The organism is Pseudomonas putida (assembly GCA_041879295.1).
Lineage (GTDB): Bacteria > Pseudomonadota > Gammaproteobacteria > Pseudomonadales > Pseudomonadaceae > Aquipseudomonas > Aquipseudomonas putida_Y.
Genome location: CP047153.1, coordinates 178,239 through 194,495, shown reverse-complemented (window position 1 = coordinate 194,495; position 16,257 = coordinate 178,239). Strand labels below are relative to the sequence as shown.

At 54.7% G+C, this 16,257-nt stretch carries 14 protein-coding genes; 1 reads left to right on the top strand and 13 read right to left on the bottom strand.

Annotated features, from left to right (window positions below; all coding sequences use genetic code 11):
* Nucleotides 1–89 precede the first annotated feature (89 nt).
* From GST84_27475 to GST84_27415, 13 genes are all read right to left on the bottom strand, one after another.
* Nucleotides 90–4,286: a conjugal transfer protein TraG gene (locus tag GST84_27475; protein XGB16045.1), complete on the bottom strand. Its 4,197-nt coding sequence runs from the start codon at nucleotides 4,284–4,286 to the stop codon at nucleotides 90–92.
* 9 nt (nucleotides 4,287–4,295) lie between these two features.
* Entirely contained in the window at nucleotides 4,296–5,747 is a 1,452-nt protein-coding gene (locus GST84_27470) for a conjugal transfer protein (GenBank protein XGB16044.1), read from the bottom strand.
* Nucleotides 5,747–6,718 (bottom strand): conjugal transfer protein TraF, encoded by a 972-nt coding sequence (locus GST84_27465; protein ID XGB16043.1) that lies wholly within the window; start codon nucleotides 6,716–6,718, stop codon nucleotides 5,747–5,749. The genes GST84_27470 and GST84_27465 overlap by 1 nt, the downstream gene beginning before the upstream one ends.
* A gap of 29 nt (nucleotides 6,719–6,747) precedes the next feature.
* Nucleotides 6,748–7,311 carry a pilus assembly protein gene (locus GST84_27460; protein XGB16042.1) on the bottom strand — a complete coding sequence of 188 codons (564 nt, stop codon included), beginning with the start codon at nucleotides 7,309–7,311 and terminating at the stop codon, nucleotides 6,748–6,750.
* A gap of 4 nt (nucleotides 7,312–7,315) precedes the next feature.
* A complete protein-coding gene (locus tag GST84_27455) occupies nucleotides 7,316–7,780 on the bottom strand; it encodes a hypothetical protein (protein ID XGB16041.1) in 465 nt (154 codons plus the stop codon).
* 180 nt (nucleotides 7,781–7,960) lie between these two features.
* Nucleotides 7,961–10,393, bottom strand: a complete 2,433-nt coding sequence (traC, locus tag GST84_27450; GenBank protein ID XGB16040.1) for a type IV secretion system protein TraC — start codon at nucleotides 10,391–10,393, stop codon at nucleotides 7,961–7,963.
* A 112-nt stretch (nucleotides 10,394–10,505) separates the two neighbouring features.
* Nucleotides 10,506–10,847: a hypothetical protein gene (locus tag GST84_27445; protein ID XGB16039.1), complete on the bottom strand. Its 342-nt coding sequence runs from the start codon at nucleotides 10,845–10,847 to the stop codon at nucleotides 10,506–10,508.
* 19 nt (nucleotides 10,848–10,866) lie between these two features.
* A complete protein-coding gene (gene traV, locus GST84_27440) occupies nucleotides 10,867–11,475 on the bottom strand; it encodes a type IV conjugative transfer system lipoprotein TraV (protein XGB16038.1) in 609 nt (202 codons plus the stop codon).
* Between the two features lie 14 nt (nucleotides 11,476–11,489).
* Entirely contained in the window at nucleotides 11,490–12,692 is a 1,203-nt protein-coding gene (locus tag GST84_27435) for a conjugal transfer protein TraB (protein ID XGB16037.1), read from the bottom strand.
* A gap of 2 nt (nucleotides 12,693–12,694) precedes the next feature.
* Nucleotides 12,695–13,540, bottom strand: coding sequence for a conjugal transfer protein TraK (locus GST84_27430; protein ID XGB16036.1), 846 nt, complete (start codon nucleotides 13,538–13,540; stop codon nucleotides 12,695–12,697).
* Nucleotides 13,537–14,169: a hypothetical protein gene (locus tag GST84_27425; GenBank protein ID XGB16035.1), complete on the bottom strand. Its 633-nt coding sequence runs from the start codon at nucleotides 14,167–14,169 to the stop codon at nucleotides 13,537–13,539. Before GST84_27425 ends, GST84_27430 begins: the two co-directional genes overlap by 4 nt.
* 58 nt (nucleotides 14,170–14,227) lie before the next feature.
* Complete coding sequence (gene traL / locus GST84_27420; protein ID XGB16034.1) at nucleotides 14,228–14,512, bottom strand: type IV conjugative transfer system protein TraL; 285 nt, start codon at nucleotides 14,510–14,512, stop codon at nucleotides 14,228–14,230.
* Entirely contained in the window at nucleotides 14,509–15,120 is a 612-nt protein-coding gene (locus GST84_27415; protein ID XGB16033.1) for an OmpA family protein, read from the bottom strand. Before GST84_27415 ends, traL begins: the two co-directional genes overlap by 4 nt.
* A gap of 222 nt (nucleotides 15,121–15,342) precedes the next feature.
* Between GST84_27415 and GST84_27410 the strand changes: the two genes are divergently transcribed.
* Nucleotides 15,343–16,215 (top strand): hypothetical protein, encoded by an 873-nt coding sequence (locus GST84_27410; protein ID XGB16032.1) that lies wholly within the window; start codon nucleotides 15,343–15,345, stop codon nucleotides 16,213–16,215.
* Nucleotides 16,216–16,257 lie beyond the last annotated feature (42 nt).

Sequence of the window (16,257 nt, the reverse complement as noted above, 5' to 3'; positions counted from 1 at the left end):
ATCTACAAAGAAGAGCTGTACAGTCCGAAGGCGGGCAGCGTTACAAAAAAGAAAGCCCGGCATAGTCGGGCTTTCTTTTTCAGCTGTAGTTAGCTTTTGCCCCCTCTCGTCGTCGGCGGCTTGGCGTCGTCATCACCCTTGTCTTCCGGGGTAACAACGGTGTTTTCCAGGGTCATCACTCGCGTAACGGGTGCCGGCTTCCCTCCTCCACTGAACGGCGACTCGTAAGCATCCGCAGCTCCCATCATGCCTTCACCGTATGGGCTACCTGACCCATTATCTGAGCCGGACAGTTGTGGCTCACCTGCTGAGAGCCCAGCGCTAGCCTGCGATTGGGCACCAGCAGTCATCAAACCAGCACCCGATGCCGTCATCATTTCGCCCGCTTGTAGTTCAGTGTGGGACTCGGCCATGGCTGGTTGCGAACCCATATGGAGTTGACCGGTGTGAGCGGCGGTGGACGCGTGACCAATGGGCTCCATCAGGTTCTGACTAGTCCCCGCGGTCATGAGCCCCTCACCTGGGGCCGCTCTAAGCTCCCCTGCGTGACCTGTGATCGGTGCAGCCTCGACGCCGGTCAGCGCTGCGGCCGCGACGGGCTGGCTGGCTTGTACAGGTGCAGCGTCCTGACGGATTGGTGCCTGTGCCTCGGCGCTGGTCAGCGCTGCGGCCGCCACGGGCTGGCTGGCTTGAACAGGTGCAGCGTCTTGGCGGATCGGTGCGTTGCCCTCCCCCCCGGCGAGCGCTGCCGCTGCTACAGGCTGACTGCTCTGTGCATGGGGCGCCTCCTGTCGTATTGGAGCTGGTGCTGGGGCAGGCGCTTCAGCGTTTGCATTAATTGGTGTGACCAGTGGCTGGCCATGGGCTGCAGCTTGCGTATTTTCGCCCGGGGCAGCCATCAAGTTGCCTGCGTGTCCGCCCAGGGGAGCAAGAGCGTCGGCGCGCGCCGGCATTGGGGTCACAAGCGGCTGACCACTCTGTGCTTGAGGGCCAGGTGTGGCGCCATCACTCTGGAGCATTGAGCGCACACTTGAGCCGGGCTCAAAGCGCTCAGGCTTGCCGTTGGCGGCCACATCAGCATTGTAGTTGTCTGCCATGTGATCGGAAGCGATCATCATCCCTGGAACAACCGAAACGTTGCCAGCAAGCTTGGTGGCGGCTGCGGCCTCGCGGCCAGCAGTCTTCGCAGTAGCTGCAGCGGCTTTCGCAGTTTCAGCAGCTTCTGCCACATGTTCGGCGTTCACGACCCGCGAAGCCTGGCCTTGGCCACGAAGCAGCGCAGGTACCTCGTGCCCAGCTGCATTGACCACGCGTGCAGCCTGAGCAACTTCGGTACCGGCTTCAGCTGCTTTCAAGGCAGTTTCAGCGCTGCGTGCTGCCAGAACCGCTCTTGTCGCTTGAGTCCCTTTGATAGCTGCTCCACCCCATCCTGCGCCTGGCACAAACATAGTCGCTGCCGTAACGGCCATCGCAGTTTTAGGGTTTTCTTGCTCCCATTGCTGCTCGGCCTGGCCTACGCCGACCATGGTGTTCGTGATTGGCTTGACCGACATTGTGTCGCGGATCTGCTCAGGGGAAAGGGTAGTGTCCGCATTTTCGAGTGCTGTTTTACCCGCCCGCATCTGCTCTTGAGCTTTGGCATGGCTGCTTGGCATTTGCGACGATACATAGGTCTCGCGGTCCTCGTAGGAACGGTATGGATCCATTCCAGATGCGACTTCCCTGAGCTCTTGTGGTTGTGGAGCACCAGTAGGGCCGACCTGATTCGGATTGACCCCGGGAACATTGGTCGACGGGTTGCCGATGTTAGCGCGAGAAACCTGACCGGCTGGGTTGTCACTGACCTGGGCTGCTCGCCCACCTACGCCTTGGAATTTGGCCGCATCACCTTCGCTCGGCCCACCCACAACGTTTCCAGTCATAGCCGAAATGACATTCGCGAACTCTGTGTCCGCCCCAATGGACTTGAGGGCCCACAGCTGGGCTGACTCACGAGCGCCAACCATGCCAGTGGATTGCTGGGCATAGCGGGTTTCAAGCTCGGGGAATTTCTTGTTGAATTCACTGCGCTGCGAATCGCTGAGCCCGGCGATTGCCTGATTGAGCGCCTGCATCCCCTGCTGCGATCGGGTGAGATTCCCGCCGGTGGTCTCCTCACTGATCTTCGCGTTTGCGGAAACGCCGGCCTCCGCTGATGTAGCTTGCTGGAAGCGATTGAACGACGATTGGGTGTCGGCGGTGGTTGCACTCAGACGTCGACCCAAGGCGTTTTCAGTTGCGGCTTCTCTGCCAGTGCTATGAGAGAACGTATCAGCAACTGAGGCCTTCCACCCGGACATGTCACTTTCATTTTTGGAGATCTCTGAACCAAACTGGGATGCAATGGTTGAGGCCTGAGACTTGGTCATATCTTTCCCAGTGGCGTTCTGAATGCCAGCAGAAACACCGCCGAAGATACCGCTGAAACCCACCTTCGCGTCGAACGCCTCTTTGAAGGAATTCATCTCCTTCCCAGTGAACCCCAAGGCCTGACCAATGCTATCCCCCAGCTTCATCGCCTGCTGGGAAATATTGCTGTGCTGGCGATCGAGCGATTGCATGCGCTGATCTGTCCAGCTGTCACCGGATTTGTAGGAGGACATTTGGCGCAGTGAGGCCTCGACAGCTGAGGAGCTCTCGCTGCGCTTAGAATGGTCGGAACCGAAGGCACTCTGGGTGGAAGTGCTTAGCGTGTTTTTTAGATCCGCCGTGTTCCAGTTGGCGCCATTGAGTGACAGACCGTTATTTACACTGCCGGAATGTTCTGACTGGTACTGGTTACGGCTTGCCACATCGACATGTGCCCCATTTTTTACAAGATCAGGAGACTGAAGTTTCTCGTCATTGTGGTCGCGCCCCGACCAGCGGCTGGCAAGGCTTACCATGCCGTAAGCAGTCAAGCCAAGCATTGCTGCAGAAATGAGTGGTGTGGCGGCCAGCATATCCGATGCGATACCCAGCCTAGTTGCAAGAACATCGTAATAGACCGCCTTCATGTTGCTCGGTACTAGGCCAGCTTCTGTGAACTCAGTCAGTTTCTCTGCGACATCGTTTTGGATGTACATCTGAATCACAGCGGAAAATGGCAGCCAGGAAGTAGTCCATATCCCGAACCCCAGAAACTTTACATACATCATCAGCGATCCAGCCCCTTTAAACAGGCTGTAAATGATGACGATGGGCGCGAAGCCGAAGAAGAGAATCTGAAGGAAGACCATTGTCGGTGTCATGATCTTTGCAAAGAAACTGCCAGACGCCGCAGCATCGGAGCGGAACTGCTCGTCTTGCTGAGTCAACGATGTCATACAAAGATTGAAGCTGTTTTGATCGGAAACGCTATCTAGACAGTTGTATGTCCCTACTACAGAGTTGTAGAACAGCGCGTTCACCATGAAATCATCAGCGCTTTGAGCGGCAGACCACAGCGAAGGCACCAGGTTGGTAATTGCAGCACTAACATCGTCAGGCGTGTAAGCACTGCCCGAAGGGCTCTTAACCTTCATGCCGGCATTGATCATTTGTTTCGCGGCTGCGGAGGATGGGAACGCATCAACCTTGAGTGCTATCTTGGTCTGTGCTTCCTGGCAAGAAAGAGCGGAGCCTCCAATATTGACGTTATCCCAATAGGTGGTAAGGCCCGTGCCGCGGGAATGGCCTAATACATAAGAAACAATATTTGTGGATTTTTGGAAATCCGCAATGCTGAATGTCGTTGAGCCAGGAACACAGTCGATAATGTATTGTTTCAAGCTGGCCACAAGGTACGGGTCAACATTCTCCACACCCTTGCGCAGTGTAAGAAGCAGTTTCAACGGAGTGACAAAGCCATTCTGAGTGACGGCCATGTAACTCCCTGAGGTGCTTTGGTAGGCTGTGTTGATTTTTTCAAACAGTCCGTACATTGTCGTTGTGAACAAGCTGGCTGGTGCCGCGATTACAAGGGGGACGTTATCAACCTTGTTGACCGTCCCTGTGTAGATATCCTCGATCTTCACATCGGCCTTAATGGTGCAACACGCAACCATCATGGCGAAGCCAAACAGGCCACCCACAGGTCCGTTTGCAGGGATGAACTGTTCCGAAGCGCCTTTCTGAATTACAAACATAATTCCTGAGATCAGCGCAATGAACCCACCAACGAGGTACACGCCAGTCATGAAACCCTTGGCGTTGAATATCATCGCTACGCTGTTGAGCGTATTGTAAAAAGTCGAAACATCACCTAGTACAAATACAGTGAAGTCCATAATATATCCCTAGAGGCCCGGCTTAACAAAGATCGCTGGGTTGCTGGTTAAAATCATCTTAATCCACTGCTCGGTAGCAACAACCCTTGGTTGGAAGTTTGCGTCCTCCGCCCTGATGGCTGCGAGCTCCTGAACGAGCTTGTTAATGTTCTGGTCAACAAAGTCAGGTTTGATGCCTTTAACTCCGTTGAATGTCTGGTTCGCTGCATACAGAGCAGCCTCACCATATTTCAGGGCCAGTTCATTTGCGATGATTGGCGCCATTTGTTCCGCAACACCCTGAATTGCCCCAGGGAATTGCTGTACCTTTCTAATCAAGGCAAGCGCAGGTGTTTTGACAGAGTTGATGAACTGTTTTTGTGCTGCAGTGAAGTCGCAAGAGTTACTGGTGCAGTTTGTAAGCTTGCCTACAATCGAAGTGCTAGCTGTACCACTTGTCGCGCCTTGTGCGTAGCCGAACAGCATTTTGTTGGTGTAGCCCAAGGTGCCATCAAAGCTCAATGTCTTATTGGGGTTGATGCTAGTGCACTTGTTGCGGTCGTACCCGTTGTCGCAATGCAGGAGTTTAAGCGGCGTACTGTTGGAGCTTGAGCCGTTTTTGAAATTCATCAGTGTCAAGGTTGGGCTATAAATTTGACCAACCTTAGGCTTTTCAGAACCGTCAGAGTTTTTCGAGGAGCTGTCCGGCGCAGTCATAACTACTGCGCCAATCATGCTCATCACAACTTCGTTAGCGAGATTGCTGTCAGCTTCGCCAGTGTCGGGGTTACCCAGGTATTGGCCTGATGAGGTGTCGGTAAGGGCTTTCCAAACAGGGTTGCCGCACTCCTCGCAGCTTCCGTCATTGGTGCCTTTGTCAGAACTGCTGTTCGGAGAGCTGAATAGATCTGTCAAACCAGCGAACAGATCAGAGAAGGAGCCAGTTGCTGCCGAGGCCGCCGTCGATGCCTGGTCAACCATCTCTTTTCGAGCTGATGGATCTGTGAACGACTTGACGATGGAGTTCGCCACAGCGCATGTGTTCTTCATCATCTGGTTCAGGGCTTGCAGCTTATTCTGGAAGTCCTGCATCAGCTTGCCCAGAGCCGGGTTGATAGCGTCAATGGCGGCTTTGAACGCAACCCCAACAGCGTTCGCTGCGATTTGGCGGAACAATGCAACCAGGGCGTCTGCGTTGATGAACGAGAATGACCCCGCGAACATATCAATCCCGCCGCAACCGGCCGAGAATCGAGGCGGGTCGAAAGCAACCAGGTTAATGTTACGAACCGGGCTTCGAAGGGCTGCGCCACCGCCTACCATGCCGCCGCGGCTTTGGCTTGTGAAGGCGCCCGCGCTGGTGCTGTTCGACATGAACATGCCGTCAAGCGCATCAGCAAGTCCAGCTGATGCAGGTGCTGAAACCATGGTAAGTGTTGCCACCAGTAATAACGATACCAGCTGTTTCAATATATTCCGCATTATTGCTGCCCCCCTTCGTAGCGGCCTTCCAGTTTGTCCTTCAGGTATTTAACCCACTGCTTTGGATCATCACTCGCACCCTTTTGAGTGTCTTCGTTGGTCAAGACGCCTCGATCATATGTATTGATTTTCTGTGCAATGTCTTTCGGCAATAGATTGTTGCTGTCAGCTGCAATGATGATCCGCTCTGCGAGCTGGTCTTGGGCCATCATCCCTTGCGATACGATGTAGTAGTTGTTCGGAGGAACAACGAGAACTGTAGTTGGCGTGATGCGCAGGTTCAGAATGCTCGCTTGCCCGGTGTTTTTCTCAAATTCCGTTACATTCGGTAGAGGTTTGCCATCCATGGAAATGAATTTCGTGACAAATCCATACTCCTTGGCCAGTTTCTGAACGGTGTTCACTTGAGGTCGGCAGAATTCACACTTCGAATCGAAGAAAACCCACAAGCCGCCCACGGTCGCGACATGTTTTAGTGCCTCAGTTACACCGGCCTGAGCATTCCTCAGGAAGAATGGTTTCGTGTAAGTTGCGATAGGGACTCGGTTGTTCTCGTCCAGGAATGGATCGGCGGCCACAACACGGGTTGTCATCTCTGCATAGCGCTGGGACTTGTCCATGGCCACGCGCTGCGCGTAGAGATACGCCTCAACGTTTTCCTTGCTAGGGTCGTCGATCGCGGCGTCCAACAGCTTCGGCATGTTTTCGCGCAGCCACGAAACAGAAAACGGGTGAACTGTCGGTTCTTTGGAGTCAGGTTTTTCGCTGGGAGCTTTGGGCTCTTGACGGATTAATGGCGGAGGCGGTGCAGTCTCTTTTGGATCTTTGTAGAAAAACCACCCCTCAGCTTTGCGCTCGATGAACCTCGGAGATCCGCTGTCGACATCCGCATAGACAACACTGGGCAAGGCGGCGATAGACAATAGCGCCGATACTAGAATGTTTTTTAGTAATCCTTCACGCGTACGCATACGCTTGAGTCGTTCGAATGGAGCTTTCATCAGATGATGGGCCCTACCTTGCCAATGATCAGCTTCGAATCTAGGAAGCCCCAGTAGCGGCCGTCATAGCTCCTTGGCTCAGTCCCAATGACCAGAATCTTGCCGGCCGGTACTGTCATGACACGGTCGAAATCGCCGGACTTCTTGCCCAGCTTTTCGATAAGGTCCAGCTCACCGATCAGTCGATCGCCGATGTAGGCGACGTTGTTCTTCACGACCAGCTTGTCACCCGGGAGGCCTGCGACCATCTTTCCAACGGTCTTCCCTTCGAAGTGCTCGCCCATGAGGCCGCCTTTCGGCACGAATGCGACGAAATCACCCCGTTTGAGGTCAGCAGGCTGGCCATAAGTGATCATGTACAGGCGCCAGGGCAGGCAACGGACTGACGCAAGATCAACACCGATCCGGTAGTCCTGGCGAAACGTCGTAACGGCCGCAATTGCAACGATGAACGCAGCGGCGATACCTATGAGCGAGTTTCGAAGAAATCGAAGCCGTGCTTTGTCTGTCCGAAGGGTTTTGAGCGGGGACACCAGTCGAGACGCCAGTGCTTTAGAGTTCATGCGATCACTCCAGCTCAAGGCCAAGGTGCTGTGCAACCTGGCCGGTAACGTTCAGCCCCGCGGGTGCGTTTAGGGCTACCGATGAGTTGATCACCAGCACCCCTGAATCTGTGTACCCCTTCAGTACATTTTGAAGTTCTGTCACGAATGCAAGGCCGTCGGCTTGCGCTTGCTCAGGGCTTAAGCCGGCCTTATCGAGAGTACGCTTCATCTGCGCATTGGCGAGCTTGGTGCCATCAACCAGCACTACCTGTGCTCCCGAACTGAGGTTCTGCCCGGCGAAGTGATAAGCCATGAAGCTGGTGAAGCCGGATACAGCGAGAGCCACGAAGGCGCATGTCAGAAAGGAAACCCCTGCAGGTGCTTGCTGGGCTTTGCCACCCTGTGCTGGCTTAGTCCTTACCTGGTCATCATCAGGGCGGATTTGCTCCCCAGGCTGTTGTTGTTGGCTATTCGCTGTATCAGTCATCGTGGCGTTCCCTAGTAGCGGTGGAAAGAGGTAGCGCTCAATGCGCAGTTATTTTTGCAAGCATAACACGTAGCACTACGACCACAGTATCAGTTTGCCGCAATAAAAAGCCCGGCGCATGGCCGGGCTTTTTATTGCAGTGGTGGTGATGGTGCAGGTGCTGACTGCTTGCTGGCCTGATTACGCCGCAGAGCTCTGGCGGGCCATGTAATTGTTCACTGCCTCTACCGCATCGACCCCACGGTCAAGATCATCAAGAATCTCGTTGCGGGCTGCCCCTTTCGAGGAGAACGTCACGTTGTGGAACTCATCCACAACAAGGCGCACGATGCCCCAATCGGTTTCGCTACGCTTGACCATAATCTCGCTGTACTTGCCGGGCATGGTGTGTACCGTCTTCAGCATGTGAGCCCCGTAAGGTTCGATCTTGAACTGCTTGCTGTCGATGGCCGAGTCGATCGATTCGGACTTCTGCTGCAGGATGAACTGCCAGGCCGAGTTTGCGGCGATTGCCTCGGTGTTTTTCGACGCATAGACGTCGCCAATAGCCTGCGTTACTACCAGCACCGCACCATCTTCTTTCCGCGCTTTGCGGTAAGCAGCAACCATGGCCTTGGCCATCATTGGATCGTCGAGCATCTCCCAGGCCTCATCGACGATGAGGATTTTCTTCCGGCCTCGCTCACCCAGCTGCGCCTTGTACATGTCGTGGTTGATGCGCGAGATCAACTGCAGGAGGACCACCTGCTGAAGAGCTGGGCGCCCCTTCAGATCGCTCAGCTCCATGCAGATGAACGCGTTGCTCATGTCCAGGTTGTTCTCACCATCGAACCATTTGGTGTACTGACCACCGGCAAACGGGAACAGCTGGCGGCCCAAGCGCCGGCACTCTTCGTCATCCGATTGATTGATGAACCAGTCTGCAACAGCGGTGATATTTGCGGCGTTGCCGAACTTCTCCCAGGTACTGGTAATGGCCTGCTCGACACGGGACAGCTGGTAATCGTTAAGCGTGTCCTCCGGTGCGGCCATTTTGGCGATGGTGGCTTTGAGGATGTCCATTTCCTCGTGCAAGTCTTCAACATGCGTGAACGGGTTCAGGCATACATCCGACTCAGGCTTGAACTCGATGAATTCGCCACCAACCATCTTGCACAGCTTCAGGTAACTCCGGCCGGCGTCGATCACCCACAATTTTGCGCCTGCAGCGAGGTAGTCGGCGGCGATTTTCTGTGTGAAGAACGACTTGCCAGCGCCGGCCTCAGCAAAAATGATCCCGCTGTAGTTGGTACTCGACTCGTACAGATCAACCAAAGCAGGCTGGCCACGGCGCGTGAGCAGCAGCATTGCCCCACCCATGCCGCTACCTGTCCATTCGCCGAGTATCGGTAGGAACTGACAGGCATGTCGCACTGCCATCGTATGGAAGCGATAGAGGTTCTTGACGCCTTCATTGGACGTATTGAGTGGCAGCAGGTTGTTCCAGAGAGCTTCAAGGATGCGCCTGTCTTCCCGGAGCTCGAAAGCCAGAGAGGTGTAGTAAGCCTGCAGGCCCGCGGACAACTTGTTCAGGCGCTGCTTGTCACGCGAGAACAGGAAAATCGTAAAGTTCACCTCAACGATGATCGCACCCTTGCCGTCGATCTCATGAACCAGGGTGTCGATGCCCTTTTTCTTGTAGCTGAGGATGGGTATCAGGTGAGCTGTGGGCCCAAAGACCTGGTGGTTGATGATCGAGGACGTTTGCTTGACTTCGTCCTTCTTCACGACCTGGTCAGGGTAGTGGATGGTCAGCACCATGTAGTACGGGTCGGTGATCTGGTTCGAAAGCCCGTTCGGGTCGCCGATCATGTGGTTCATGATTGCGAGGCTGGTTTTCTGAGGGAAGTGTTTGACACTCAGCGCTTTCGCATAGTGGGCGCCGTCATTGAAATTGATGGTCGACGGGTCATCGTAGTTGATGGAGTCGCCAGGGTAGTAGACCTGGTCCTTGATCAGTTGATCTTCATCGTAGTGCGACCGAGGAGCATCCCACAGCTTCGTGAGGATTCGCATGAGCACCAGATAGCCAACTGCATCGAGCTGGAACAGATTCAGCGACGCTGCTTTGAGCGCTTCCGTGACCCGGTCGGCCGATTCTTTCGTCGCCGCGATGTCTGCGTCATCGGGGCTATCGGTGCGGCAAGGGAACTTCACGGTCACGATGACGCGCTGACGATTCAGCATCACACCACTCCGCTGAACCAGCGGATTATCAACGCCACCGTTAATCAGGTTGGCGTGCTGGCGTGAGAGAGCCTTGAGAATCGGGTTCAGCGCTGGCTTGCTGTTCAAATAGGCATCGATGTATTCGCCGACATCGGGGCTTTCAAGCATTGCGATCTGAATGTAGGTGCCTGCCGCGAAGTTCATGCTCAGGGCAGACTGAAGCTTGTCGACGGTCGAGGAGCTGGCGCCTGTCAGGGCGTCAGATACAAAACATGCCCCGAGGTAATGTTCATTCCCGTCGGAGCAAAAGAATACTTTTGAGTCGGGGTCGATAGCCCTGACATTGAGTTTTTTTTGAGGGGTGGATGTTCTATCCCCTTTGAGCGTCGCTTTCGAAGCTGCCATTTCACTGTTCGCCATATGTGGTGGTTGAGTAGGCTTGGAAGGCCTGGAGGGCAACCCGCAGGCAGAGCCAGTTGAAAAGGCGCACTAGCGACCTAGTGCGCCTTGAGGGGCGTTACAGCGTTGCGGTGAAGATGTTGGTCAGTACGCCTGGGCCAACGCTTGCAGAGAGCGCTACGGCTACGCCGGTCACAACGGCCATGACCGATTGCTTGACCACGCCGATTGCCAGGCCGGTACCGAGGGCACCCAGGGCAAAGACCTTACCGAGGGAGCCGGTCATCCAACCGTCGAGGCTGGTGACGATCTCGGTGAAGGTGGAGTCGGAGCCGGCGGTCACGTCGACGGCGACAGCCAGACCGACCACAGCCATGCTCACCAGGGCACGTTTGTCGATTTTCTTGAATGGAGCAGCGGCTACTGCGGTGGTTTCGATTTGTGCGATTTGTGCGGTCATTGTGTAGCTCCCAGTGTTATCAGTTCAGATTGATGTCAGTTGTGGATGGGATTGCGGACGACGTAACTTGCGGTCCGTAATTGGTTGGTTCTGCAGCAACGTTTTCCGATTTAGGGGCGGCAACATTGACTGGCGGTACAGCGGTTAACTCAAGGTGAGGAACAACCATGCCTTGGCCTGAGTATTCGGATTTTCCGAACGACCAAGTGCGTGGCTGAATCTCGGTAAAGAGGTAGGACGGAAAGTGCAAATCGTCCTTGCTGTCGATCCACGGAGCGATCCAGATGCGCATGACTTGGGCTGGAACTCGAACCGGTCGAGCAAGATCCGCAACAGCTGGCCCTGGCACACCATTGGATACCTTGAGGTTATGCTCAGAGCCGGCAGTCTTTCCCATGTCGTCACCGTACTTTACGTTCGGTGCCTTCTGACCAATTGGCATATCGCTGTCGGTCAGCGCTGGGCTCTGTTCTGTGGACTTGTAAACAGCCATTGGCGACTTACAAATGATGCCTTGCGGCATGCCTGGGCATGAGAACTCGTCATCGCCGGCGGTATTCAACCAGGACGAACAACCACTCAGAAGAGCAATAGGCAACAGCGCTGCGACTAATGCAGTACGTTTCATATGATTACCTTTCATCATTTCAGTTCGATCCCTTTCACCAGCATGATCGTAACTTTGCGGCCGGCGTCGATCTCAACTACCGGAGTCATTTCGCGAGCCATCTCCATGTAGAATTTGGCAATTTCATTCGCGGAAGTAGAGAACCCTTTAGCAACACCAGTTTGCAGAATGGTCGATGTGTCAGCGCTTTGGGTTTGAGTGGTGCTGCTGTCACCCAGGCTCAACTGCGGGATTGTTTGTGGTGTCATGCCCTGTGCGAGGCCCGAGAGACCGCCGGCAACCAAAGTTTTGGCAATCATCTGGCCCTGCTTGGACACGAGTCGACCACGCATACCGACCCGCCCGTCCTCGCCAACGATGTAACCTTCCATCTTCCCTTCGATGATCTTTCCGTCTTTGCGTACGCAAGAGAAAGATTCTGTCCGGAGCATAGCGCGCTCACTGGAAAGAACACCGTAGCCAGAAGCGAGCGCAAAACATTCTTTAACATCGACGCTGTACTTGTTTGGCAGTACGGCGTCAGACTTGATTCGCATGGTCGTCGGCACAGGGTTTTTCTGCGTTGTGGAGCTGGTTGGCGCGTCCATACCGTTCAGCAGCACACCTTCGAAGAACGAACCGGCTGGCATCGCCGGGGTCGGCTTCTCTGCCTGCTTCGGGGCCTCATTCCGGGCCGTTTGGGTACCGCCAGTGACCCGCAGGGTTGCTACCTTCGGTTTCGGCTCTTGCAGGGCTTCACCAGTGCCAGCTGCGCTTTCATAGCCTGGCAACGCAGCATTCAGAGCTGGAGCGGTACCGCCCTTGCTAAGCTCCAGTTTGTCCATCCGATCACCCAAGCGCTTCAGCTCGCGAAGCGTGTCCTGGGTAACAGGGTCAGGCCGTTGCCCCCGCAGTCGTTCTTCTTCAAGGGCGCGTAGGCGATCATCTTTGCGATCTTGCTCCATCTGCTTGAGCGATTGGCCGATCTCTTTAAAACGTTTGTCCTGTAAAGCCAATTTAGCCATGATCTGCTCAGGAGTATTATTATCTCCACGAGGCAAGAGCAGCTTGGTGTCGGAAGTGCCTTCGGTTTTCGTATTGTTCTTGGGCTTGTCATTGCCAACAATTACAGAGCCGACAATCATCAAGAAGCCTAAAAGGCCAATAATTGCAATTGTCGATCGAACGCCTGGGCTAAGATCTTGCCACTTATCTTTCAGCTGGTCTTTGATAGCCATGCTTAATTCCCCGTAGCCGACTTATCAGAGACGATGAACACATCAGTGGTCATGCCGGCACGTAGGGTGGCTGTCGGGAAGAAAGACACAGCGCGGACACCATCGCTGTAGAACGTACCTTCATCAAGATCGACGTCGGTTTTGGACGTTCCTTGCAGGCTGTAACGATAAATATCGTACTCTGGGCCGGAGTAACGAACTTTTGGATAGGCAATTACGTTGCCAATGTTCGCGGCCGACGCAGGCAACAGACCTTCACTGAAGCCTTCAGGGGTTTTGCCGAGAGCTGCTTCTCGCAACACGTAACGAATAGTATCGGTGTAGTTGTTGCTGTCGGGCGCATGGTTCTCGGACGCATGACCGCCAGTTTCCACCATCGGCTTGTCCAGTTGCAGCGTAATGGTCTGCTGTGGGAGCTCCTTCGGAATCAGGGTCAAAGAAATGACCGGGTCGTTTGGATTAGAACCAGTCACGTACAGTGCGACTGGCTTATCCTTCGTCTTCATCGTCGCATAAAGCGATTGGCCGATCGTACTGATATCCAAATCATCAGGTTGCTGGTCGACTGCTTTAGGCGAAGCGAACGGAGTGGAAATCCGGTTCGGCAAGATGTTCGAAACGTAAATAACTTCGTTACGGTCCGAGCTCACGCGAACTACCTGGGTGCGCGAATCAGATTCGGCGCCAGGCATAACGCCCAAGCCAGGCAGAGGCTGCGCTTCGACAGGTTTGACTCGTTTTGCTGCCGTAGGAACAGGCGGCAATTTTACTTCCGCCATCCCATCAGCCCATGAGATGGATGCATGGATGGTGGCCAGCACGACTAGAGCAATGGCTGAGCGTTTCACTGAAGCGCCTCCTTGGTTGGTTCTGCTGGCTTAGGCGGGTGAGACTGAAGCCACTTGAGTGTTTTTGGGGTGCTGCCTGGGTAGTGGTCCATACCCGTGATCCAAGGGCGGCCCGCACGCATCTCGATGACGTACTCGACCACTTGGTAGTCCGGTTTGGGCTTGCCGGTTGCGCTGCGAGACTCCATCGAACCGAGAATGAAAACCTTCTTCGTCTCCTTCTCGTAGCTGATGTCAGTGGCGTTCCAGGACACAGAACCAGCATTCGTTGCGAACACGGGGTCGTTGGCCAACACGAACATCTTCTTGCGCACGTCTGCGTAGATCTTCGGATCAACGAAGGCGCTAACAGAGTCGGCAATGAAATTCACGTTCTTGGGCGTGACATTGCCCATCAAAGTCGAGGCATAAAGGCCAAAGGACTTGATGTACTCGTCGTCCGCGTTGTTCCAGCCAACCTTCACGGCCTTGTCCAGGTTCGGCGGCACCAAACGTGTGGTTTCGTGCTGCCCCATTTGGTTGAAAGTGAGCAGCAGGACCGATACCGAAAGGCACGCGATCGACAAGGTCTGGAAGTTTCTGAGACTTTTCAGCCCTTCCATCGTGTTCTGCATTTTCTTGATCTTCATTGCGGCCTCAAAGCGCTATCGAATACATAACGCGTACAAATAAAGTCGTTCGAAAGCTTTAGTAGAAGTAGTCGCGCTTCGAAGAGTCGTCGTAGTGTTTATTCAGCCCCATGACGCCTGCCTCGTAGCAGAGGTGATGCAGAATGCCGTCCAGTGCACCGCTCTTGAAACGCTTAAACCGCTTTACTGCGTACCAGCCGCCGGCGAGGGAAGCGATGGTTGCCCAGCCCCCCAGTGCGATACCTGCGCCCAGGCAGCCAATGAAGATCGCAGCCTCATCGATTTCCCAAAAAAGTAATTGCGTCTGACTGTCAACGTAGCGCGGGATATCGATCTCCTTCACAGAGGTTTCCCCGCAGCTTTAACGATGTCGACCTCGACCCGACGGTTCATCGAGCTATCGGAGCTAGATACAGGGTCACGCTTGCCCCGGCCGTAAACCTTGATGTTTTTCTTCTTAACACCGTGCCGAACCAGGTAACGCGCAGCTTCGATGGCGCGGTTCTCGGACAGGCGCTGGTTGTAAATCGCCTCGCCCACTTCGTCCGCATAACCGATCAGGGTGATGGTGCTGCCGACGCGAAGTGCGTCAGCGATGACGTTGGTCAGCGGCCACCAGCCCGTAGGCATGCTCTTGTCGAAGTCAAAGTAGAGCGTGGTCCGCGTGTGACGGGCCTCCTCGGCGATCTTTGCATCTTCTGCATCGAGCAGAGCCTCTTCTGCCGGCATCAGGGCCCGAGGCCTGGCTGGCTCAGTCACCGTCCAGACCGGAGATTCGGCTTTCTTCTGGGTGTCGCGAATGGATTCAACAAGCGCGTGCCCTGCATGCGCGGGCTCAATCGCAACGCCGTAGCTGTCTGGAACCACTACCTGTCGCACATCAACGGCACCCGCGGTGCTTGCTGAGAGCGCAAGCGACGCAAGCAGAATGGCTCTGTTCAAGGTGATCATAGGATACTCGTTGGTTTGGAATGCTAAATAACACGTAGCGATAATACAGATAGTTGGCTTTTTGTTGCAACCGTCCTCTTGTGGCGCCTAAAATATAGCGACGTGTTACGTATTGCAAACGCTTTTGGCGATTTCGCGGTCTAGCCCCACCACCTTATCAGCAGCTGTGCTTCATACCCCTGCATTAGGTATTCCCTCTTTGCAGAGTCGTAGGAGTCAAAAATGCAAACCAGAACAGACGCAGCAACCCACCAAAGCTCGGCCAACGGCGAATCGCTGTGGGCCAGCCAGGGCCAGGCCGCGGCTTCTATTGGCCTGGAGGTGTGGAACAAGGTTGAGAAGACCAATCCTGATGAGACCAAGTCCTTCAACAAGGGTGGTTTCCAGGGGACCGCGATCGCGCCCATCTATCAGATCAAGCGTGCTACTGAGGTTTTCGGACCTTTTGGACTTGGCTGGGGTGTCGAGCTGATCAGTGAAGCGTACGTGGACGGGAAACCGTTCGTGTTGGATGGCCAGGTTGTTGGTAAAGAAGTCATTCACAAGGTGTACGTCGAGCTGTGGTACCTGCAACAGGGATTCCGCGGTTCAGTGAAGCAGTTCGGCGCGACCACCTACATCACGCGAGATTCCTACGGAATCATCAGTAGTGATGAGGATCACGCCAAGAAAAGTCTCACAGACGCGACCTCAAAATGCCTTTCGTTGCTCGGCTTCAGTGCCGATGTCTTCACTGGCAAATTCGATGACACCAAGTATGTCGAGGGTCTCCGCGAGGAAGCCCAGCATGGCCAGGTAAACGAATCAGCTGCAGACACAACCAGCGCAGCCAGGACTGCTCAAGCAGATACCCAGCAGCAGTTGGCTACGCAAACTGCCGAAAAAACGCGGTTCCAGCAGTACAAAGACCAACTCAAGCAGATCGCTGATAAAGGCCAGGCCGTAAACAACGTACCAGGCGTTCGGGCCACCATCGAACAGGACAAGCTCCTGACGCAGATGGAAATCCAATCGCTTTTGCAATCGCCGCTGCTGCGCTTACCCGCAGCAGAGAACGACAATGCGCAGGCTTCCAAGTCGAGCGTTTTCCTCTAACCCCCCATAACCCGGGCGCCTCATGGTGCTCGGGTTTTTTTG